This is a genomic window from Streptomyces sp. NPDC088254 (assembly GCF_044740925.1).
GTDB lineage: Bacteria > Actinomycetota > Actinomycetes > Streptomycetales > Streptomycetaceae > Streptomyces.
Genome location: NZ_JBIURQ010000013.1, coordinates 41690 through 61698, shown reverse-complemented (window position 1 = coordinate 61698; position 20009 = coordinate 41690). Strand labels below are relative to the sequence as shown.

The following is a 20009-nucleotide window of genomic DNA, read 5'->3' as shown; positions in this document are numbered from 1 at the left end:
CGTGACTGAGCCTCACGCCACGGTGCCGCGAGAATAGAAAGGTCTGGACCACGGGTCAATAGGTCTGGACCACTCTGCTCATGCCGGTGGTTCGGCGTGCTGGATCCCCAACTCCTGCGCCAGCACGGCCGCTTGCACCCGGCTGCGCAGTTCCAGCTTCGCCAGCAGTCGGCTGACGTGCGTCTTCGCCGTCGCCTCGGCCATGTCCAGCCGCCCGGCGATCTCCGCGTTCGACAGCCCCTCGCCCAGACAGCCCAGCACCTCGCGCTCGCGCCGGGTCAGCGACTCCAGCACTGCCGGATCGGCCTTCGGCGGCCGGGCCGGCCGCGCCGCGAACTCGGCGATGAGCCGCCGCGTGACGGCGGGCGCGACGACGCCCTCGCCCCCTGCGACGGTCCGCACCGCCGCGATGAGGTCCCTGGCCTCGGTGTTCTTCAGCAGGAACCCGGCGGCCCCCGCGCGCAGCGCCCCGAACACGTACTCGTCCAGGTCGAAGGTGGTCAGCACCAGGACGTCCGCGAGGCCCTCCGCGACGACCGCCCGGGTCGCCGACACGCCGTCCATTCGCGGCATCTGAACGTCCATCAGCACCACGTCCGGCCTCAACTCCCGTGCCAACGCGAGTGCTTGCTCCCCGTCCATCGCCTCCCCGACCACCTCGACGTCGGGCGCGCTGCGCAGGATGAGGACCAGCCCGGCGCGTACGGCGGACTGGTCCTCGGCGACGAGCACGCGGATCATGCGGGGCCTCCTCGGGCGGCGGTGCGGGTGGGATCGGGGGCGGCGACGGTGTCGGTGAGGGGCAGGGCGGCGCGCACCGACCAGAGTCCGCCGTGAGCGGCCGTCGCCGGGCCGGCCTGGAAGGCGCCGCCCAGCAGCTCCGTCCGCTCCCGCATCCCGACCAGCCCCGCGCCCGAGCCGGGCGCCCGCGGCCCGTCCCGGTCGCCGTACGGGCTCGTCACCTCCACGGTGAGCGAGTCGTCCCGCCGGGCGAGGGACACGGTCACCCGGCCGGGAGAGGCGTGCTTGAGGGCGTTGGTGAGGGACTCCTGCACGATCCTGTACGCCGCCAGCCCCACCGGGGCGGGGACAGGTTCGCCGCCGTCGTCCAGGGCGGTGCCGAGCTCGACGTCCAGGCCGTTGGCGCGCGCGCCCTCGACCAGCGAGCCGAGGCCGTCGAGGGTGGGCGCGGCGACCGGTTCCAGGTCACCGCCGCTGTCGCGCAGGATCCCGATCAGCCGCCGCATCTCCGCCAGTCCCTCGACGCTGTTCTCCCGGATCACGCCGAGGGCCTCCCGGGAGGTCTCCGGGCTGTCGATGGAGAGCGCGGCCGTGGAGTGGATCGCGATCGCGGACAGGTGGTTGGCGACCATGTCGTGCAACTCCCGTGCCATCCTGGCGCGTTCGGCGACGACCGCCTGCGTCCGGTCCATCTCGGCGAGCAGCGCGGTCTGTTCGGCGCGCAGCCGGGCGGCCTCGGCGGCATCGCGGTGATTGCGGACGATCAGACCGGTGGAGGCCGGCGCGAGCGACACGAGCCCGACGGCCACCCCGATCAGCAGGGCCTCGGGCACCCGCCAGGCCGCGAACGGCACCACCGTCGCGAGCACCGTGACCAGCCCGGTGATCCAGGGGATCCGGCGAGCCGAGGCGGGCGTGCCGTACAGCACGGCCGCGTACACCAGGTCCGTGAACATCAGCAGGGTGCCCAGGCTGCCCTGGGTCATCGTGTCCAGGGTCAGCGCGGCCGTGGCGGTCAGCAGGGCGACGCGTGGCGCGGTCCGGCGCAGCAGCTCGCAGGCCGCCGTCACGAAGAGCGGCAGGAGGACGGGCCAGCGTCCGTCGAACAGGACGATCGGGTCGGCCGCCCGCCGGGTGCCCAGCCCGATGCCCCACAGCAGCAGCCCGCCGAGCAGCCCGCCGGCCGCCGCGTACACGTCGAGCCGGTGCGGTCGGGGGAGTCGTCGGGCCATGCCTCCATCCAACACGGCCCACCGCGTCGGCGAGTGATCCCCCGGAAGGGTCCGGCACTGCATCGTTCGATGTACCGGGGGTTCGTCATCGACGACGACGATCCCGGCCGCCGGACGCGGGAGCCTTGAACGGTGAGCGAGAGGAGCAAAACGTGGTCGTCTGGTTGGTCGCCGCCTGTGAGATCGGCTTCTGGGTGCTGCTGGCGCTCGGGCTGGGCGCCCGCTACCTGCTGAAGTGGCGCCGTACGAGCGTCGTGCTGCTGTTGTGCGAACCGGTGCTGGAGCTCGTGCTGCTCGCCGCGACGGCCGTCGACCTGAGGAACGGCGCCGAGCCGGGCTGGGAGCACGGTCTGGCGGCGCTGTACATCGGCTACACCGTGGCGTACGGGCACTGCACGATCCGCTGGCTCGACGGCCACGCCGCGCACCGCCTGGCCGGCGGTCCGCCGCCGCCGAAGCCGCCCCGCTACGGCCGCGCCCGAGCCCGGCACGAGGCGAAGCTGTGGCTGCGCGCAGTGCTCGGCGGGGCGGTCGCCCTGGCCCTGCTCCAGCTCGCCGTCCTCTACGTGGGCGACTCCGGCGACGTCAGCTCGTTGCGGGCGTTCCAGTGGACGACCCTGCGCGTCGTCGGCGTGTACGGCCTGATCGCCCTGTCGTACACGGTCTGGCCCCGCAGGGCCCCGGCGGACGCGGACGCCGACAGCGCCGTGGAGGTCAAGGCCCCGTAGCCGGCGCTCAGCGCTCCCCGCCGGGGACCCACAGTACGTCGCCCTCGGCCTTGTTGGCCGTCCTCGCCAGGATGAACAGCAGGTCCGACAGGCGGTTGAGGTAGGTCGCGGTCAGCGGGTTCATCGCCTCGCCGTGGACCTCCAGCGCGGCCCACGTCGAGCGCTCCGCGCGGCGGACCACCGTGCACGCCTGGTGCAGCAGGGCCGCGCCCGGCGTGCCGCCCGGCAGGATGAAGGAACGCAGCTTCTCCAGCTCCGCGTTGAAGCGGTCGCAGTCCGCCTCCAGCCGGTCCACGTAGAACTGCTCGACCCGCAGCGGAGGGAACTCCGGATTCTCGACCACCGGCGTCGACAGGTCCGCGCCCACGTCGAAGAGGTCGTTCTGCACGCGGGTGAGGACGGCGACGACCTCCGCGTCGAGCCCGCCCAGCGCGATCGCCGTGCCGAGCACCGCGTTCGCCTCGTTCGCGTCCGCGTACGCGGCGATCCTCAGGTCGGTCTTGGCGACCCGGCTCATGTCGCCGAGGGCCGTCGTGCCCTGGTCGCCGGTCCTCGTGTAGATGCGCGTCAGATTGACCATGCGGCCAATCTAGACCCTCCCCGCCGAGCCGTTCCGTCGCCTTCGTCACCCCTGCCCAGCACGGGGTCAATCGGTGCGAATCAGACAGGATTTGACGACGTGACCGGTGTCTCACCCGCTGAGACGTGAAACGCGTTACTAACCGGTCACACAGCGCCTCAGGCCCGCTAGTGTCCGGCCGAGAGCCGTGAGGAAGCGGTCGATACGCCGGATGGCTGACGCCGGTGACATCGGACGCACGAGCGGGCAGGGCTTCTACAGGCACGGAATCCGCACAGGCCTCACCGGCCTCACCCCTGCGGGTGAATCTGTTATCGGTTCGCTCACAGACGGCAACCTCCGACCGCTTCACGCAGTCAGAGGGGGCAACACCGGACATCACACCGCGGAGCACGAGACGCACGCTTAGGGGAGCGCTATGTACATCAGGGGCGACCACGCCGAGCTGGTCGTCGGGGGCCGTCTCGACGTCCGCACCGCGGCGGACGCCCGTACGGCCCTGCACGCGGCGGTCGACGGCGGCGTAGGCGACCTGGTGCTCGACCTGTCCGAACTGGACTCCTGGGACGCCACCGGCCTCGGCGTCATCATGGGCGCCCACCGCCGCGCCGGCCGCTGCGGCCGCCGCCTCGTCCTGCGCGGCGTACCGCCCCAGATGCAACGCCTGCTGGTGGCCACCCGGCTGCACCGCATCCTCGCCATCGAGGGCGGCATCCCGCTGGAATCGCTGCCCCGGGTGTGAAACTCCCCCACGGGGGACCCGGCACACGGCGCGCGCACCGGCACGGTCGCGGTCGCACACCTCTCCGTGACGAAACGCGCGCCGCACGCAATCCTCACCGGACTGTGACGTCTCGGACGGCGTGGCCCCCCGGACTGTCGTGGATACTGTGCGAAGGTTTACGGTTCGTCTGCCCGCCGCGCGCATCCCTCAGGCGGGCACCGGACCAGAAGCGACAGCGCAGTGTGCAGCAAGGCCGGGAGGGGCTACGCCACACGACGCTTTTGGGGGGACCCATGGACCCGACGAACCGGGGACCCGAGGAGTACGGCCACGACGACGCCGAAGGCTCCCGCCCGGCCGACGCCGACGCCGGGCAGGGCCACGCGCCGCGCCCTCGCTCCTCCAGGGACCCCCTGGCACCCGACTTCACCCCGCACGGCCCGGCGCCCGCCCGCACCGCGCGACTGCACACCGGCGAGCACCTCCTCACCGTCAACCCCGTCGACGGCAGCGAGATCGAGCTGTGCCCGCCCACCGAACGGCCCGAACCGCCCGCCAGGCGCACCCCCGAGGAGCGCGCCGAGGCCGACCGCGCCGCCCGTCCCCCCGCACCGGCGGGCACCCACCGCACCCCCGCCCAGCCCTTGATCGGCCGCCAGGACGAACGCGAACAGCTCGTCCGCCTGCTCGCCCGGGGCCGCACCGTCCGCCTCACCGGCCCCTCCGGCTCCGGCCGCACCAGCCTGCTGGACCTCGTCGCCGAGGACTGCGAAGACCTCGCGCCCGACGGCGTCGTCCGCCTCACCGGCTACCACCGCACCCCCTCCGACCTGCTGCACGACCTCTTCCACACCGTCCACGACGCCCCGGGGCTGCGCCCCGAGGACGACGAGCTGCTCGCCCACGTGCGCGAGATCGGCGCGGTCGTCGTCGTCGACGACCTGGAGTTCGGCGGCGCAGCCCTCGACGAACTGCTCGACGCGACGCCCGAGTGCGCCTTCCTCCTCAGCGCCACCCCCGACGTCCCCGCCCCCTCCGCCGGCTCCGCCGTCGAGGAGGTCGTCCTCGCCGGCCTCGACCGCGCCGGCGGCGTCGAGGTGATCGAGCGGGCCGTCGGCCGCGTGCTCACCGAGGAGGAGGCCAACTGGGCCGGCGACCTCTGGTTCGAGTCCGAGGGCCTGCCCCTGCGGTTCGTGCAGGCCGGCGCCCTGCTGCGCCAGCGCGACCAGCTCCGGGCCGGCGTCGACGCGGTCGACGAGTTCGGCGTCTTCGAGGACGCCCGCCCCTTCACCGCGTCACTGGACACCGGCGCCGGGGAGGCCGAGGAGATACCCCTGCCCTCCCTCGGCGAGGCCGCCGCGCCCGCCCCCCTCCTCGCCGCCCGCCTCAGCGCCTCCGCCCGCACCGCCCTGCGCTTCGCCGTCGCCCTCGGCGGCGAGGTCCCGCACCAGGCCCATCTGCCGGCCCTGGTCGGCGACACCCACGCCGACGCCGCCCTCGGCGAACTCGCCGCCTGCGGGCTCGTCTCCCCGGCCGGCCCCCGCTACCGGCTCGCAGCCGGCGTCCGCGCCCAGCTCGAAGCCGCCGGATACGCCGACGACGTCGACGGCCGCGCCCACGCCGCCGCCCAGCACTACGCCTGGTGGGCCGCACACCCCTCGGTCACCCCGGAGCGGGTGTGCGCCGAGGCCGACGCCATCCTCACCGCCCTCGCCCTGGTCGTGCCCGGCACCACCCGGCCCGCCGAGGGCGAGGACGAGGCCACCTCCGTACGGCTGGCCCGCGCCGCCGCGCCCGCGTTCGCCGCCGGGCTGCACTGGAGCGCCTGGGAGCAGGTCCTGCACGAGGGCGCCGAGGCAGCCCGTCTCGCCGCAGCCCGGGCCGACCGGGCCTACTTCCACCACGAACTCGGCGTCCTCGCCCTCTGCGCCGGACAGCTCGACAGGGCCCGCTCCGAACTGGAGGCCTCCCTCGCCCTGCGCGGCGCCCTCGCCGACAAGCGGGGCACCGTCGCGGGCCGCCGTGCCCTCGCCCTGGTCGCCGACCGCACGGGTGACGTGCCCGGCCTGGCCGCGCTCACGGCCGTCGAGGAGGGGGCCGAGGCCCGCCGCGAGGAGCCCGCGTCACCGCCGCGCGGCGTCCCCGCCGCCCTGGCCACTCCGACGCCCACCGCCCCGACCCTCGTCACCGGCGTGCCCTCCGCCGCCCCGGCGGCCGCCCGCCACGGCCGCGGCGGCTTCAGGGCCCTGGCGAAGCGCAACCTCGTCGCGGCCGGCGCGGGCGCCGTGCTCGTCGCGGTGCTCGGCACGGTGGTGACGCTCGGCGCGACCTCCAAGAACGACGCGAACACCCCCGCCGACCGGCCCGGCGTCCGCCCGTCCGTCAGCGCGGGCACCGACGACGGCACCACGGGCGAGGAGACGCCCGGCGGGGACACCGGCCCGGGGGACGCGGGAGCGGTCACCAGCAGGCCGACGGACCCCGGTCCGGACGGCACGATGGGCACCGTCGACGACCCGACGCCGACGGAGGCGACGCCGGAGCCGTCGGGGGACCCGAGCGGCACGCAGGGGACGGGGCCTGGAGGGGCTTCACCCTCTTCCGGCGGGGCGACGCCGCCGAGCCAGTCGCCCAAGCCCACGTCGTCCACATCGGTGTCGCCGCGCCCCTCGGACTCCGCCACGTCGTCGACCTCCCCCTCCCCGACCGGGACCACCACGAATCCGTCCGGCTCCCCGAGCACGAGCAGCTCCTCCTCGGGCGGCAACAACGTGTCGTCCAGCCCGGTGAGCCCGAGCGGCATCACGCAGAGCAGCACCACCGGCTCCCCCAGCGCCGCCGGCTCCCCGTTCGTGTCTCCGGACACGATCATCTGAGCCGGGCGGCCCCGCCGGGCACGCCGAAGGGCCGGGTCCCTCACAGGACCCGGCCCTCCTCGTCGCCCGGCGCTCGCGCCGGCGTTCAGAACAGGCGCAGCTTGTCGTCCTCGATGCCGCGCAGCGCGTCGTAGTCCAGCACCGTGCAGCCGATGCCGCGGTCCGTGGCCAGCACGCGGGCCTGCGGTTTGATCTCCTGGGCCGCGAAGACGCCCCGCACCGGCGCCAGATGCGGGTCGCGGTTCAGCAGCTCCAGGTAGCGGGTGAGCTGCTCGACGCCGTCGATCTCCCCGCGCCGCTTGATCTCCACCGCGACGGTCTGCCCCTCGGCGTCCCGGCACAGGATGTCGACGGGGCCGATGGCGGTCATGTACTCGCGGCGGATGAGGCTGTAGCCCTCGCCGAGCGTCTCGATGCGGTCGGCGAGCAGTTCCTGGAGGTGCGCTTCCACGCCGTCCTTGATCAGACCGGGGTCGACGCCCAGTTCGTGCGAGGAGTCGTGGAGGACTTCCTCCATCGTGATGATCAGTTTCTCGCCCGCTTTGTTGACGACGGTCCACACGCCCTCGTCGTCGCCCGCGCCCTCCTTCAGCGTGCAGGGCGGGGACATCCAGTTCAAGGGCTTGTAGGCCCGGTCGTCCGCGTGGATCGAGACGCTGCCGTCCGCCTTCACAAGGATGAGACGAGGGGCGGAGGGGAGGTGGGCGGTGAGCCGGCCCGCGTAGTCCACGGAGCACCGGGCGATGACGAGACGCATGGCAGGCAACGCTACTCGACGCCCCGCACGCCACGCGATTCGCCCGAGCGTCACCCCGCACCAGGCTCCCCGAGGGCCCGGTGCGCCGCACCTTTTGATCTGGAAAACGTGAGTTCGGCAGTGGCTGATTGTGTGCCCACCAGGATTTCCCTATGTGCCCGTTCTCCTGGTGCGGTCACGGGCCGTTGCCTACCGTAGGAACGGGAGGTCGCGATGCGTGTACTCAGCGTGCTCGCAGTTCTCGGTGTCCGTGCACTGCGAACTCCCTTTCCCTGTCCGGCAACCCCTGCGCGTCGGGGGTGCGAGAGGAGTACCCATGTCGCTCGACGTCTCACCGGCCCTACTCGAACAGGCCGAGCGAGGCGAGGTCGACGAAGCAGAATTCGTCGACTGCGTCCGGACCTCCCTGCCCTACGCATGGGAGATGGTCAGCTCCCTGGTGGCCCAGCTGAAGGTGGACGGCGGAGACTTCGCCGACAACCAGACGCCCCCGCCGGACGAGCAGGCACGCGGGCAGCTGCTGCGAGCGCTGGCGAGCGACGCCATTCGCGGCGCGCTGCAGCGGCACTTCGGCGTGCGGCTGGCCTTCCAGAACTGCCACCGGGTGGCGGTCTTCCCGTTGGACTCATCGGTCGACGAGAAGCTGTCCCGATTCACCTCGGTCCGCAGTCAGGTGCTGAACCAGTCCCCGGAGTTCCGGGACTGCTGAGGCAACGTGAGCCTGTCGCTTGCCGCTCCTCGCGCACGGCGCCGCACAAGGCGCCGATCGACAGGAGCGGCAGGTTCCTCGGCGGCGGGGCCGTTCACCGGAGGTGGGGGAGGACCTCCGCGCCCAGCCGCCGCAGGTTCTCCTCGGTGGCCGTCAGATCGCCCGAGCCCTCGACGAGGAGGGCGAAGCGCGAGACGCCGGTCCGCTCGCTGGTCGCGGCGAGCCGGTCCGCGCACAGTCGCGGCGTGCCCACCGGGTGCAGCCCGCAGAGCAGTTCGGTGTACGCGACCGGGTCCCGCATGCCGCGGGCGCGGCCGTCCACCGTCACATGGGCGTCCAGGCCCTGCTTCAGCCAGCCCGGCATCGCCTTCACCAGCGTCTCCACGGCGTCGGTGCGCCGGTCGGCGATCTGGCAGACGCCCGCCGAGACATGGCCCGCGTCGCGGATCTCGTCCGCCGGCCGCCCGGCCGCGCGCGCGTGCCGCCGCCACAGGGCGACCATCTCGGCCTTCTCCTCGTCCCCGACGTGCATGCCGAGCAGCATCGGCAGTCCGCGCTCCGCGGCCAGCCGCACGCTCGCGGGGGAGGTGCAGGCGACGACCACCTCCGGTCCCGCCGCGTCCGTCAGGGCCTCCGACGGGCGTGGTACGACGGCGACTTCACGGAAGCGGAAGCGCTCGCCGTCCGCTGCGACCGACGGTTCGCGCAGCCAGCGCACCAGCAGATCGAGTGATTCGGGGAACCCCTTCTCGTACGCCTCGAGGCCCGCCCCGAACACCTCCAGGTCGACCCAGGGCCCGCCGCGGCCCACGCCGAGGGAGAAGCGGCCGCCGCTCGTCATGTGCAGCAGTGCGGCCTGCTCGCCCAGGGCGACGGGGTGGGCCGTGGGCAGTACGCTGACCGCCGTGCCGACCCGCAGGCGCCGGGTGCGGCCCAGCAGGAGGGCGGCCAGGGTGATCGCCGACGGGCACGTGCCGTACGGCACGAAGTGGTGCTCGGCCAGCCAGACCGAGTCCAGGCCGGCCTCCTCGGCGACCTCGGCGGAGCGGACCGCCCGGTGCAGGGCCTCCCCGTGACCCTGGCCCGGGAACTGGGCCGCCAATACGAAACTTCCAACGCGCATGGGACTTTCCTGCTTCCTCGGCTCCGACGCGGAGCTCCCCCACCCGGCATAACCGTCTGACACGTGCCGAGGACACGGCCCGTCGGAGTATTTTGCGGATTGTCTGCAGAATGGGCGGTCTCTGAGGGGGACTTGCGGGGTTCGGCACCCTTCGGATACCCCTGTCCGGGCCGCGTAGGCTGGACGGGAACCCTGCCCCCTGTACAGCCCCGTGAGGTGTCCCGTGTCCCCGCGTCGCAACCGACCCAAGGGTGAGGGCCCGTCCGGCCGCAGCGCCGAGGAGGACGGCGCGAGCCGGTACGGCGGCTGGGAGTCCACGGTGAGCTGGCAGGACGAGCAGTGGAGCGTGCGGCACGTGGCCGGGGCGAGCGCGCGGGGCAAGGCCTACCGGTGCCCCGGCTGCGACCAGCTGATCCCCGACGGCGTGCCGCACGTCGTCGCCTGGCCCGAGCACGCGGGAGTCGACGACCGCCGCCACTGGCACAAGGCGTGCTGGAACGCGCGGGACCGCCGCACCCCGGGGGTGCGGCGGTCCCGTAACGCGCCGAGATTCTAGGACTGCGGGCCGTCAGACGTCCCGCTTCTCCAGCAGGGCGAAGGCGCCGGCGAAGACGGCGGCCGTGACGCCGAGCGCGATCCACAGCGGGTCCCAGCCGGAGGGACCGGTGTCGGTCAGCGAGGTGGAGTAGAAGACACTGAGAAGGTTGGGGATCGAGTACTCGAACAGGGCCTCGCGCACGTCCACCAGGGACTCCGAGAACATGAACAGCGCGATCACCAGCGGCGCGAGGAAGAGGCCGATCATGATGGTGATCGCGCCGGCCGAGTGCCGGATGATCGAGCCCACGGCCAGCGACAGCAGCCCGAGCAGCGCGATGAACAGGGACACGCCGAGCGTCCCCTTGGCCCACTCGCCGCCGGAGGGCTCCCGGGCCTCGGGCATCAGAGCCACGTCGACCATCGCGACGAACACCGACGACACCAGCGTCACCGCGAACGCGACCAGGAAGAACACGATGGCCTTCGCAGCGAGGACGCGCCCCCGGGACGGGCAGGCCACCATCGTGGTCCGGATCATGCCGGTGCCGTACTCGGAGGCGGTGGTCAGCACGCCGAGCGTGATGACGCACATGCTGCCGAGGAGCAGCCCGAAGAAGCCGAACGACAGCGCGTTCTCGCTCTCCAGGTCGGCCCCCTCGGTGTTCGCGGCGACCAGTGCGGCGGTTCCCAGCCCGATGCCGATGACGAGCAGGACGAAGACGCCCAGCGTCCACATGGTGGATCGCACCGAGCGGATCTTGGTCCACTCCGAGGCGAGGGCGTGCCCGAGGTGCGTGCGCACCACGGGGATCGGCGAGGTGTAGCCGGGGTACGCGGCCCCGGGCGCCGCCGGCGGAGACGTGGGCTGCGGGGTGCTCATCGGACGTCCTCGGTCGTGGTCGAAACGGTGCCCTGCCTCTGCGGAGCCGCGGGAGCCGGGGCTGAGGGAGCGGCGTCGGCCGGGGCCTGGTCCGCGGGGGCCGCCGGGACCTTCCCCAGGGCGACGGTGGCCGGACTCCCGGCCGGCGCGGGCCCCTGCGGCGCGGAGGCGGCCGCGGGCGGCGCGGCGGGGGCGACCGGGGCCGGAGTCGCCTGGGCCGGGTGGCCCTGTGCCGGGCCGGGCGACGGCTGGGCGTACGGGTTGGCGCCGCCGGCCGGCACCTGCCCGCCGTACGGGGCCTGGGCGGGCTGCGGCGGGGCGTAGCCCTGCTGCGGGGGCGGCGGGGCGTACCAGCCGGGCTGGCCCTGGCCGGGGACCGGCATGGGAGGCTGGGCGCCGGGCGGCAACGGCTGCTGGAGGCCCGCCTTCTGGTCGATGGTCGACCGGTAGTCGACGGCCCCCTGCGTCATCCGCATGTACGCCTCCTCCAGCGAGGCCTGATGCGGCGACAGCTCCCACAGCCGTACGTCGGCCTCGTGGGCGATGTCGCTGATGCGGGGGAGCGGCAGACCGGTGACGCGCAGCGCGCCGTCCTGCTCGGGGAGCACATGTCCGCCCGACTCGGTGAGCGCGGCGGCGAGCTTCTCGCGCAGCTGGGGCTCCGAATGCGGGGTGCGCACGCGGGCGAAGCCGGCGGAGTTGGCCGCGATGAAGTCGCTCACGCTCATGTCCGAGAGCAGCTGTCCGCGTCCGATGACGATCAGGTGGTCGGCGGTGAGCGCCATCTCGCTCATCAGGTGGGAGGAGACGAACACCGTCCGCCCCTCCGCCGCCAGCGACTTCATCAGGTTGCGCACCCAGAGGATGCCCTCGGGATCGAGCCCGTTGACCGGCTCGTCGAACAGCAGCACCTGCGGGTCGCCGAGCAGCGCGGCGGCGATGCCGAGGCGCTGCCCCATGCCCAGCGAGAACCCCTTGGACCGTTTCTTCGCCACGTCCTGGAGGCCGACGACGCCCAGCACCTCGTCCACGCGCCGGGAGGGGATGCCCGAGAGCTGGGCGAGGCTCAGCAGATGGTTGCGGGCGTGGCGGCCGCCGTGTACGGCCTTGGCGTCCAGCAACGCGCCGACATGGCGGGCGGCGTTCGGCAGCTTCCGGTACGGGAAGCCGCCGATCGTCACCGTCCCCGAGGTCGGGTTGTCCAGACCGAGGATCATCCGCATGGTGGTGGACTTCCCCGAGCCGTTCGGCCCGAGGAAGCCCGTGACGGCGCCCGGTCGCACCTGGAAGGAAAGGTTGTACACAGCGGTCTTGTCGCCGTAGCGCTTGGTCAGGCCGACTGCTTCGATCATGCTCCGCACCCATCGACAGGTTCAGGACAGCGGGGCGCACGCCCCCCGTAAGGGTTAGGAGGATATCGAGGCGCTGACGGTTCCGCTCAAATCAAAGTAAAGCCCAAAGGTTCACGCGTCCCGTCGCTTGAGGGTGACGTATCCGCCCAGAAGCGCCGCCGCCACCCAGATCGCCATGATCGCCAGGCCGCCCCAGGGCCCGTAGGGAGCGTCGTCGCCGGTCGAGGGGACCACCTGCATGATCTTGCTGCCGGCCTGGTCGGGCAGGTACCGGCCGATCTTCTTCGTAGCGTCGACGTTCCCCAGGATGTTGGAGATGAGGAAGAAGAACGGCATCAGAATGCCCAGCGACAGCATCGGCGAGCGCAGGATGGCGGCCACGCCCATGGAGAAGACCGCGATGAGCGTCATGTAGAGGCCGCCGCCGATCACCGCCCGCAGCACCCCGGTGTCGCCGATCGACGCCTTGTGCTCGCCGAGCATCGCCTGCCCGAGGAAGAACGCGACGAAGCTGGTGACGAGCCCGACGACCAGCGCGAGGCCCGCCGCGACGGAGATCTTGCCGAACAGGAAGGCCCCGCGCTGCGGCACCGCCGCCAGCGAGACGCGGATCATGCCGGTGCTGTACTCGTTGGACACCACCAGCACCCCGAACACGATCATCGCCAGCTGACCGAGACTCATCCCGGCGAAGCTGATGAACGTCGGGTCGAAGGTGCTGCGGTCGCCGGCGCTCATCTCGTCGAACTGGCTCGCGGACAGCGCCGAGATGAGCATGCCGAGGGCGATCGTCACCACCGCGGCGAGGGAGAGCGTCCACAGCGTGGACGCGACGGAGCGGATCTTCGTCCACTCGGACCGGATGACCTGGGTCGCCGCCATGTCAGCCCTTCCTCCATCCGTCGCCCCACTGCTGCCCCGGTTGCTGCGGCTGCTGTGCGGGCGGCGCGTCGGTGTGCGCGTGGTACTCCACCGACTGAGCGGTCAGTTGCATGAACGCCTCCTCCAGCGAGGCCCGCTGGGGACTCAGCTCGTGCAGCACGAGCTGGTGGCGCGCGGCCAGTTCACCGATGGCCTCGGACTTGTCCCCGTCCACCTCCAGGCACCCGTTGCCGGCCTCGACGACGGTGACCCCGGCCTCGTGCAGCACGTCGAGCATCCGCTCCCGCTGCGGGGTGCGGATCCGCACGTACGAGCGCGAGTTGCGCGCGATGAAGTCCGCCATCGAGGTGTCGGCGAGCAGTCGGCCCTGGCCGATGACGACGAGGTGGTCCGCGGTCAGCGCCATCTCGCTCATCAGATGGGACGACACGAACACCGTCCGGCCCTGCGCCGCCAGCGACTTCATCAGGTTGCGGATCCAGTGGATGCCCTCGGGGTCGAGCCCGTTGACCGGCTCGTCGAACATCAGGATCCGGGGGTCGCCCAGGAGCGCGCCCGCGATCCCGAGCCGCTGCCCCATGCCCAGCGAGAACCCCTTCGCCTTCTTCTTCGCCACGGAGGTGAGGCCCACGGTGTCGAGCACCTCGTGCACCCGCGAGTCGGGGATGCCGTTGCTCTGCGCCAGGCACAGCAGGTGGTTGAAGGCGCTGCGCCCGCCGTGCACGCCCTTGGCGTCGAGCAGGGCGCCGATGTACTTCAGCGGATCCCTCAGCCGGTCGTAGTGCTGTCCGTCGATGCGGACGTCCCCCGAGGTCGGCCGGTCGAGCCCGAGCATCATCCGCATCGTGGTGGACTTCCCCGCGCCGTTGGGACCGAGGAAACCCGTGACGATGCCCGGTCTGACGGTGAACGTGAGGTTGTCGACCGCGACCTTGTCGCCGTACCGCTTGGTCAGCCCTTCCAGCTCGATCATGCGGGCCACGCTATGGCCGGTGCACGGCCTGTGCCAACCCGGCGGGCGAACGGCGGCCGACGCGGACGGCAACAACACATGCGCGGGGGCGGTGGGGTCTCGCGCCCACCGCCCCTCGACCCGTCGGCGACTACCGGGACTGCTGGGCCGGAACGCCCCGGGAGACCGGCTCGTCCTCGGTCGGGGAACCGGCCGCGGCCACCGCGGCGCCGGTCAGCGTGGCCAGCATCTCGCGGACGTTGGTCAGCTGGGCGTTGATCGAGTCGCGGCGGTTGGTGAGAGCCGCGAGCTCGCGCTCCGATTCCGAACGGATGCGGTCGGCCTTGGCGTTGGCGTCGGCCACGATGTCCTCGGCCTGGCGCTGCGCCGTCTCGACGGTCTGGCGGGCGCGGCGCTCGGCGTCCGTGCGCAGCTTCTCCGCCTCCAGTCGCAGCTGCTCCGCGCGGTGCTCGATCTCCGCGAGGCGCTTCTCGGCCTTCTGCTGACGGGACGCCAGGTCGCGCTCGGACTGCTCGCGGCGCTTGGCGAGGTTGGTCTCGAAGTCGGCGGCGGCCTGCGCGGCCTTCGCACGGGTCTCCTCGAAGAGCGCGTCGGCCTCCTCGCGCTTGGACTGCGCGTCCTTCTGCGCGTCCTGGCGCAGCTGAGCGGCGTCGCTCTTGGCCTTCTCGACGATCCGGACGCCCTCGTCCTCGGCCTTGGCCTTGCGGTCCGAGGCGAACGCCTCCGCGTCGTTGCGCACCTGCTGGGCCGCCGACTCGGCGAGCTCACGGTGCTGCTCGGACGCGCGACGGGCTTCCTCGCGCAGATCCTTGGCCTCCTCCTCGGCGAGGCGGAGGATCTTCTCGACACGCGCGCCGAGACCGGCGTACGACGGCTCTGCGTCGCTTACCTGGGCCTGGGCGTGCTGCGTCTCGAGGTGGAGCTCCTCGATGCGCTTTTCCAGAGCGGTGATGCGGGTGAGAGCGCTGTCACGGTCGGAGACGAGCTTGGAGATCCGTTCGTCCACCTGAGCGCGGTCGTATCCACGCCGCACAAGCTCGAAGCCGTAGGGGGAAGTGTCGCTCATGGGGTTCCTGTCGAATGAGACCGGTGAGGTGATAGGTGGAATCCTAGGGGCCGAAGCGCTGTGTCATCGAGCGGATACGTGTTTGATCTGGAGATTGACACCCCTTTTGGGTGGCTCCCCGCTGGACAGCTTGCCAAAAAGTTGGTCAAAGGCCCCAGATCTCAACGCAATTCTCATGCAGCGCCACGGCCTGTCGACTGGCCCCGGCCACCCCCGCACCGCTAGTGCCGCGGCACCGGCTTTCAGCCCTCCGACGGCTTTCAGCCCTCCGACGGCTTGCCGCCCGACCGGGGCGCGCCGATCGTCGCGCCCGCCCGGACCCCGCCGTCCTTGGCGGAGGACGGCGCCTCGAACGACTCCAGCGCCTCCAGCACGTCCTGCACCCTGGAGATCTCGGCGTTGATGTCCTCCCGGCGCCGGACCAGCACCTCCAGTTCGCGCTTTCCCTCCTCGACGGTGCGCCGCGCCTCGCGGATCGCCTCCGCCTTCAGCTCCTCGGCCTCCCGGACCAGCGTGGCCTTCTTCTGCTCGGCCTCCTTGAGCAGCCCCTCCGCCTTCTTCACCGCGGCGATACGGACCTTGCCCGCCTCCGAGTTGGCCTCCGACACCAGTTCCTTGGCTTTGGCCTGCGCCTTGGCGAGCTGCTCCTCGGCCGCCTTGATCAGCGCGTCGCAGCGGTCACCGGTCGACTTCATCGTCTCCGCGGCCTCCCGGCGGGCCCGCTCGTGCAACTGCTCGATCTCGGTGGTGATCCGGTCGCGCAGCTCCTCCGCCCGCTCCCTTATGGCGGTCGCGTCCCGACGGGCCCCGACGAGCAGTTCGTCCGCGTCCGTACGGGCCTTCTCCACCCGCGCGTTGCCCTCGCGGGTCGCCTCCGCGACGAGCCGGTCGGCCTCCTTGCGGGCCGCGCCGACCATCGTGTCGGCCTGCGCCTCCGCCTCCGCGGTGGTCTTCAGCGCCTGCTGCTGTGCCTCGGTGAGCAGCTTGTCCGCCTCGGCGGTGGTCTCCGTGATGAGCGTGTCGACCTGCTCGGCCGCCTCCGAACGCCGCTTGTTGGCGTCCTTGCGGGCCTCGTCCAGCGTGTGGTCGGCCTCCTCGCGGGCGACGCTCATCAACCGGTCGGCCTCCGCCGCGGCCTCCGCCTTGAAGCGCTCGGCCTCCACCCGGATCCGCTCCGCCTGCTGCTGCGCGGAACCCACCGTCTCGGCGGCCTCGGCGCGCAGCCGCTCCGCGTCGTCGGTGGCGTCCCCGATCAGCTTCTCCGCCTTGGCGACCGACTCGGCCCGCACCCGCTCGGCCTCCGCGGCCGTCTCGGCCTGGAGCCGCTCCGCCTCCGCGAGGGTCTCCGTCTGCAGCCGCTCCGCCTCGGAACGCGCCTCGGTGATGAGCGTGTCGGCCTGCGTCGCCGCGTCCGAACGGATGCGGTTGGCGTCGTCGCGGGCGTCCGCCCGGGTGCGCGACGCGTCCTGGTCGGCCTGGGCGATCGCGTCCGAGGCCTCGGTGCGCACCCGCTGGGCGTGCGCGGACGCCTCCGAACGCAGCCGCTCGGCCTCCGCGATCGCCTCGCCGACGGTCCGCTCGGCCAGCGCCTGGGCGGCCTCCGCCTCCTCGCGCGCCTCGCGCCGCAGCCGGGCCGCGTCCTCGGCGGCCCGCTCACGCTCGGAGTAGGCGTCGGCGCGGAGCCGGTCCGCCTCCTCCTCCGCCTCCCGGCGGGTACGGTCCGCCACGTGCTCCGCGGCGCTGCGCAGCCCGGTGATCTCCTCCTGGGCCTGCTCGTGCAGCCCCGCCACGGAGTCCCGCACCTGCTGCGCGTGCTGCTCGGCCGCCGACACCATCTCGGAGGCGCGCCGGTCGGCCTCCTCGACCAGCCGGACCGCCTCCGCCTGCGCGTCCTCCACCCGGCGGCGCGCCGACGCCAGCAGCTCCTCGCTCTGCTCGCGGGCCCGCTGACGCTCCTGGTCGGCCTCCTGACGGGCCCCGCCGAGGTACTCCTCGGCCTCCCGCAGACGCCGAGCGGCCTCCTCCTGGGCGGCGGCCAGCGTCTCCGAGGCCTCCGTCTCCAGCCGCTCCGCCGCGGCCTGCGCCTCCGCGCGCACCCGGTCGGCGGTTTCCTGCGCCTCCGTCTTCAGCCGCTCCGCCTCCGCGGCGGCCTCCGACCGCAGCCGTACGGCGACGGCCTCGCCCTCGGCCCGGGACGCGGACGCGTCGGACGCGGCCTCGGTGCGCAGCCGCTCCGCCTCCGTCTCCGCCTGCTGCTGCAGCGTACGGATCCGCTCGGCGGCCTCGCCGCGCAGCCGGTCGATCTCCTCGCCGGCCTCCCGGCGGATCCGTGAGGCCTCCTCGCGCGCGTCGGTGAGCGCCTGCTCGGCGGAGGCGAGCCGCTGCTCGGCCTCGGAGTGCAGCCGGGCCAGCTCCTCGGCGGCTTCCGCCTGCCGGGCCTCGACCGCCCGCTCGGCCTCCTCGCGCAGCTCGCGCGCGGCCTCCTCGGCGTTGGAGGTGATCGTCTCCGCGAGGTCGACCGCCTCGTCGCGCTGCCGCTCGGCCTCCTTGCGGGTGCGCTCCAGGGTGTCCTCGGCCTGCCGGCGCAGCGTGGTCGCCCGCTCGATGGCCTCCGTGCGGACCTTCTCGCTGTCCGTCGTGGCCTTCTGGCGCAGCTCGTCCGCGTCGGCCTTCGCCTTGGACAGCAGCTCCTCGGCGGTCCTGGCCGCCTCCTCGATCTGCTGGACGGCCTCCCGGCGGGCCTCCGCGCGGATCTTCTCGCCCTCGGCGACCGCGTCGGCGCGCAGCTGCTCGGCCTCGCCGCGCAGCCGGCGCGCCTCCTCCTGCAGCTCGACCGTCTTGGCGCGGTACTCCTTGGTGTCGTCCTTCGCGGAGCCCTTCAGCTCCTCGGCGATGTCGTGCGCCTCGGCGCGCAGCCGGTCCGCCTCGGTCTCCGCCTCCCGGCGGATGCGCTCGGCCTCCTCGGCGGCGGCCTTCGTGGTGCGCCGCGCGTCCTCCTGCGCCTTGTTCAGGACGTCCTCGGCGGTCTTGGCCGCCTTCGACAGCTGGGTCGCGCTCTCCTCGGCGGTGACCGCGCGGGCCTTCTCCGCCGCGTCGCTGAGGATCTTCTCCGCCTCGGCGCGGGCGTCGGCGACGATCTGCTCGGCATCCGCCTTGGTGGTCTCGGCCTCCTTGGTGGCCTCGCTGACCAGCCGGGCGACCTGCTCCTTCGCCGTACGGGTGCGCTGCTCGTTCGTGGACTCGGCGCTGCTGAGCGCCTTCTCCGCGGCGGCCTTCGCCTCGGTGACGAGCTTCTCCGCCTCCGCGCGCGCCTCCCGCAGCGCGGTCTCCGCCTCGGCCATGCGCTGCTCGGCGGCACGGCTCAGCTCACCCGCCTGGCGGCGGGCCGCGTCCGACTCGGTCGCCGTGGAGCTGCGCAGCGCCTCGGCGTGGTCGCTGGCCTCCTGGGCCTGCGTGGACGCCGCGTTCAGCAGCCGTTCGGCGTCCGCGCGGGCGCGCAGCAGCAGTTGCTCGGCCTCCGCCCGGGCCGACTCGGCCTCGCTCTGGAGCCGCTGGCGAGCCTGCTCGGCGACCCGTTCGGCCTCGGCGCGCGCGGCCGTCAGGGCCTGCTCGGCCTCGGCGCGGGACTCCTCCAGCAGCCGGCGGGCCTGCGCCTCGGTGCGGGCCCGCAGCTGCTCGGCCCAGGCCACGTTGTCGTTGACGTGCGACTCGACGGTCTGCCGGCGCTCGGCGAGTTCCTGGTCGAGCTGCTGTCGCCGGGCCACGGCCTCCGCGTGCAGCTCCGCCTGGAGCCGGGCGGCCTGCTCGGCGTGCTCCTGGAGGATGCGCTGGGTCTGCGCCCTCGCCTGGCTCAGCTCCCGCTCGGCGTCGGAACGGATCTGGTCCGCCTGCATCTGCGCGTTGCGCAGCAACTGCTCGGCCTGGTAGCCGATGTCGCCGCCGTCGAACGCGGGCCGGGACATGATGGTGCGCCGCGCCTCGTGCAACTTGGCGCGCAGCACCTCGACCTGGTAGCCGAGGTCCTCGGCATGCTGGATCGCCTTTTCCCGCTCGGTCTTCAGCCGTTTCATCTCGGCTTCGAACCGAGTGAGGTGGTCGACGTCAGCCGCCGGTTCCCGCTCCTGGCTCTCGTAGCCCCGCACTGCGCGGTCCCATCCGTCCCCTGGTCGCAAGCTTTTCCACGAGCTCCGTCCATCCGCCGGACGGGGCCCCCGGGGAATGGTGTCAGATCAACGGCGGAGCACGGGCTGCCGCCCCGACGCTCGTCCCCCGAAACCCGGACCCCGGCTGGTCCTGCCGCCGAGGCGGCAGGACGTAGGTCGCCCGTCAAGAGCGGCGACCGACCCCAACCCTACCGGCCCCTCTGTACGGGGGTCAGTGCTCAGGGGACTCAACTGGGGCCGATGTGACCAGTTCTGTCAGTACTCCGTGGCAATCCTTGGGGTGCAGGAAGGTGATTCGTGACCCCATGGAGCCGCGTCGCGGCTCTTCGTACAGAACGCGTACGCCCTTGTCGCGGATGTCCGCCGCGTCGGTGTCCACATCCGCCGTACCGAAAGCGATGTGGTGGACGCCCTCGCCGTTCTTGGCCAGCCACTTCGCGACCGTGGAGTCCTCCCGGGTCGGTTCCAGGAGCTGGAGGTAGGTGGCGCCGCCGTCGGACGTCTCGTTGATCTTGAGCATGGCCTCGCGCACGCCCTGCTCCTCGTTGACCTCGGAGTGGAACACTTCGAAGCCGTACGTGGAACGGTAGAACTCGACAGTGGCGTCGAGGTCGTGGCAGGCGATCCCGATGTGGTCGATTCGCGTCAGCATGTAGTCAGTGGAGCGTCCCGGAGGTGGTTGC

Annotated in this window: 17 protein-coding genes; 5 read left to right on the top strand and 12 right to left on the bottom strand. The window is 72.7% G+C overall.

The features are described from left to right. Positions 1-78 precede the first annotated feature (78 nt). Positions 79-741 (bottom strand): response regulator, encoded by a 663-nt coding sequence (locus ACIOC0_RS32875; RefSeq protein ID WP_402159386.1) that lies wholly within the window; start codon positions 739-741, stop codon positions 79-81. Beyond that, a complete protein-coding gene (locus tag ACIOC0_RS32870) occupies positions 738-1973 on the bottom strand; it encodes a sensor histidine kinase (RefSeq protein ID WP_402159385.1) in 1236 nt (411 codons plus the stop codon). The genes ACIOC0_RS32875 and ACIOC0_RS32870 overlap by 4 nt, the downstream gene beginning before the upstream one ends. Before the next feature lie 152 nt (positions 1974-2125). Between ACIOC0_RS32870 and ACIOC0_RS32865 the strand changes: the two genes are divergently transcribed. Then, on the top strand, positions 2126-2701 hold the full coding sequence (locus tag ACIOC0_RS32865) for a hypothetical protein (protein ID WP_402159384.1): 576 nt from the start codon (positions 2126-2128) through the stop codon (positions 2699-2701). A 7-nt stretch (positions 2702-2708) separates the two neighbouring features. Here ACIOC0_RS32865 and ACIOC0_RS32860 read toward each other — a convergent pair whose 3' ends face one another. After that, on the bottom strand, positions 2709-3281 hold the full coding sequence (locus ACIOC0_RS32860) for a cob(I)yrinic acid a,c-diamide adenosyltransferase (RefSeq protein WP_130443451.1): 573 nt from the start codon (positions 3279-3281) through the stop codon (positions 2709-2711). A gap of 418 nt (positions 3282-3699) precedes the next feature. On the opposite strand from ACIOC0_RS32860, the gene ACIOC0_RS32855 reads away from it, so the two are divergent. Both ACIOC0_RS32855 and ACIOC0_RS32850 read left to right on the top strand, forming a co-directional pair. Next, positions 3700-4023, top strand: coding sequence for an STAS domain-containing protein (locus tag ACIOC0_RS32855; protein WP_402159383.1), 324 nt, complete (start codon positions 3700-3702; stop codon positions 4021-4023). Positions 4024-4298: 275 nt separating this feature from the next. After that, entirely contained in the window at positions 4299-6881 is a 2583-nt protein-coding gene (locus ACIOC0_RS32850) for an ATP-binding protein (RefSeq protein WP_402159382.1), read from the top strand. Positions 6882-6966: 85 nt separating this feature from the next. Here the strand turns inward: ACIOC0_RS32850 and nucS are convergent, their stop codons facing one another. Further along, complete coding sequence (gene nucS / locus ACIOC0_RS32845; RefSeq protein ID WP_402159381.1) at positions 6967-7638, bottom strand: endonuclease NucS; 672 nt, start codon at positions 7636-7638, stop codon at positions 6967-6969. A 316-nt stretch (positions 7639-7954) separates the two neighbouring features. Here nucS and ACIOC0_RS32840 point away from each other — a divergent pair, with 316 nt between their 5' ends. Then, positions 7955-8347, top strand: coding sequence for an SCO5389 family protein (locus ACIOC0_RS32840; protein WP_130443444.1), 393 nt, complete (start codon positions 7955-7957; stop codon positions 8345-8347). A gap of 94 nt (positions 8348-8441) precedes the next feature. Here the strand turns inward: ACIOC0_RS32840 and ACIOC0_RS32835 are convergent, their stop codons facing one another. Next, on the bottom strand, positions 8442-9470 hold the full coding sequence (locus tag ACIOC0_RS32835; protein WP_402159380.1) for an LLM class flavin-dependent oxidoreductase: 1029 nt from the start codon (positions 9468-9470) through the stop codon (positions 8442-8444). Positions 9471-9693: 223 nt separating this feature from the next. Between ACIOC0_RS32835 and ACIOC0_RS32830 the strand changes: the two genes are divergently transcribed. After that, on the top strand, positions 9694-10026 hold the full coding sequence (locus tag ACIOC0_RS32830) for an ATP/GTP-binding protein (protein ID WP_402159379.1): 333 nt from the start codon (positions 9694-9696) through the stop codon (positions 10024-10026). A 12-nt stretch (positions 10027-10038) separates the two neighbouring features. On the opposite strand, the gene ACIOC0_RS32825 is transcribed toward ACIOC0_RS32830, so the two are convergent. The 7 genes from ACIOC0_RS32825 to mce all read right to left on the bottom strand — a co-directional run bounded on the left by ACIOC0_RS32825 (position 10039) and on the right by mce (position 19978). Next, the gene (locus ACIOC0_RS32825) at positions 10039-10890 is read right to left on the bottom strand and encodes an ABC transporter permease (protein WP_402159378.1); all 852 of its coding nucleotides are present in this window, start codon (positions 10888-10890) and stop codon (positions 10039-10041) included. Then, a complete protein-coding gene (locus tag ACIOC0_RS32820; protein ID WP_402159377.1) occupies positions 10887-12242 on the bottom strand; it encodes an ATP-binding cassette domain-containing protein in 1356 nt (451 codons plus the stop codon). The genes ACIOC0_RS32825 and ACIOC0_RS32820 overlap by 4 nt, the downstream gene beginning before the upstream one ends. Positions 12243-12353: 111 nt before the next feature. Further along, positions 12354-13124: an ABC transporter permease gene (locus tag ACIOC0_RS32815; RefSeq protein WP_351338440.1), complete on the bottom strand. Its 771-nt coding sequence runs from the start codon at positions 13122-13124 to the stop codon at positions 12354-12356. 1 nt (position 13125) lies between these two features. Beyond that, positions 13126-14097 carry an ABC transporter ATP-binding protein gene (locus ACIOC0_RS32810; protein WP_402159376.1) on the bottom strand — a complete coding sequence of 324 codons (972 nt, stop codon included), beginning with the start codon at positions 14095-14097 and terminating at the stop codon, positions 13126-13128. Positions 14098-14227: 130 nt separating this feature from the next. Then, a complete protein-coding gene (locus ACIOC0_RS32805) occupies positions 14228-15163 on the bottom strand; it encodes a cellulose-binding protein (protein ID WP_130443430.1) in 936 nt (311 codons plus the stop codon). A gap of 260 nt (positions 15164-15423) precedes the next feature. After that, positions 15424-19305 (bottom strand): polarized growth protein Scy, encoded by a 3882-nt coding sequence (scy, locus tag ACIOC0_RS32800; protein ID WP_402159375.1) that lies wholly within the window; start codon positions 19303-19305, stop codon positions 15424-15426. A gap of 232 nt (positions 19306-19537) precedes the next feature. Beyond that, positions 19538-19978, bottom strand: a complete 441-nt coding sequence (gene mce, locus ACIOC0_RS32795; protein WP_402159374.1) for a methylmalonyl-CoA epimerase — start codon at positions 19976-19978, stop codon at positions 19538-19540. Positions 19979-20009: the final 31 nt, after the last annotated feature.

Coding starts and splice junctions, on each gene's coding strand:
- ACIOC0_RS32875 (WP_402159386.1), bottom strand. CDS start 741: ATGATCCGCGTGCTCGTCGCCGAGGACCAGTCCGCCGTACGCGCCGGG.
- ACIOC0_RS32870 (WP_402159385.1), bottom strand. CDS start 1,973: ATGGCCCGACGACTCCCCCGACCGCACCGGCTCGACGTGTACGCGGCG.
- ACIOC0_RS32860 (WP_130443451.1), bottom strand. CDS start 3,281: ATGGTCAATCTGACGCGCATCTACACGAGGACCGGCGACCAGGGCACG.
- ACIOC0_RS32855 (WP_402159383.1), top strand. CDS start 3,700: ATGTACATCAGGGGCGACCACGCCGAGCTGGTCGTCGGGGGCCGTCTC.
- ACIOC0_RS32850 (WP_402159382.1), top strand. CDS start 4,299: ATGGACCCGACGAACCGGGGACCCGAGGAGTACGGCCACGACGACGCC.
- nucS (WP_402159381.1), bottom strand. CDS start 7,638: ATGCGTCTCGTCATCGCCCGGTGCTCCGTGGACTACGCGGGCCGGCTC.
- ACIOC0_RS32840 (WP_130443444.1), top strand. CDS start 7,955: ATGTCGCTCGACGTCTCACCGGCCCTACTCGAACAGGCCGAGCGAGGC.
- ACIOC0_RS32835 (WP_402159380.1), bottom strand. CDS start 9,470: ATGCGCGTTGGAAGTTTCGTATTGGCGGCCCAGTTCCCGGGCCAGGGT.
- ACIOC0_RS32825 (WP_402159378.1), bottom strand. CDS start 10,890: ATGAGCACCCCGCAGCCCACGTCTCCGCCGGCGGCGCCCGGGGCCGCG.
- ACIOC0_RS32820 (WP_402159377.1), bottom strand. CDS start 12,242: ATGATCGAAGCAGTCGGCCTGACCAAGCGCTACGGCGACAAGACCGCT.
- ACIOC0_RS32815 (WP_351338440.1), bottom strand. CDS start 13,124: ATGGCGGCGACCCAGGTCATCCGGTCCGAGTGGACGAAGATCCGCTCC.
- ACIOC0_RS32810 (WP_402159376.1), bottom strand. CDS start 14,097: ATGATCGAGCTGGAAGGGCTGACCAAGCGGTACGGCGACAAGGTCGCG.
- ACIOC0_RS32805 (WP_130443430.1), bottom strand. CDS start 15,163: ATGAGCGACACTTCCCCCTACGGCTTCGAGCTTGTGCGGCGTGGATAC.
- mce (WP_402159374.1), bottom strand. CDS start 19,978: ATGCTGACGCGAATCGACCACATCGGGATCGCCTGCCACGACCTCGAC.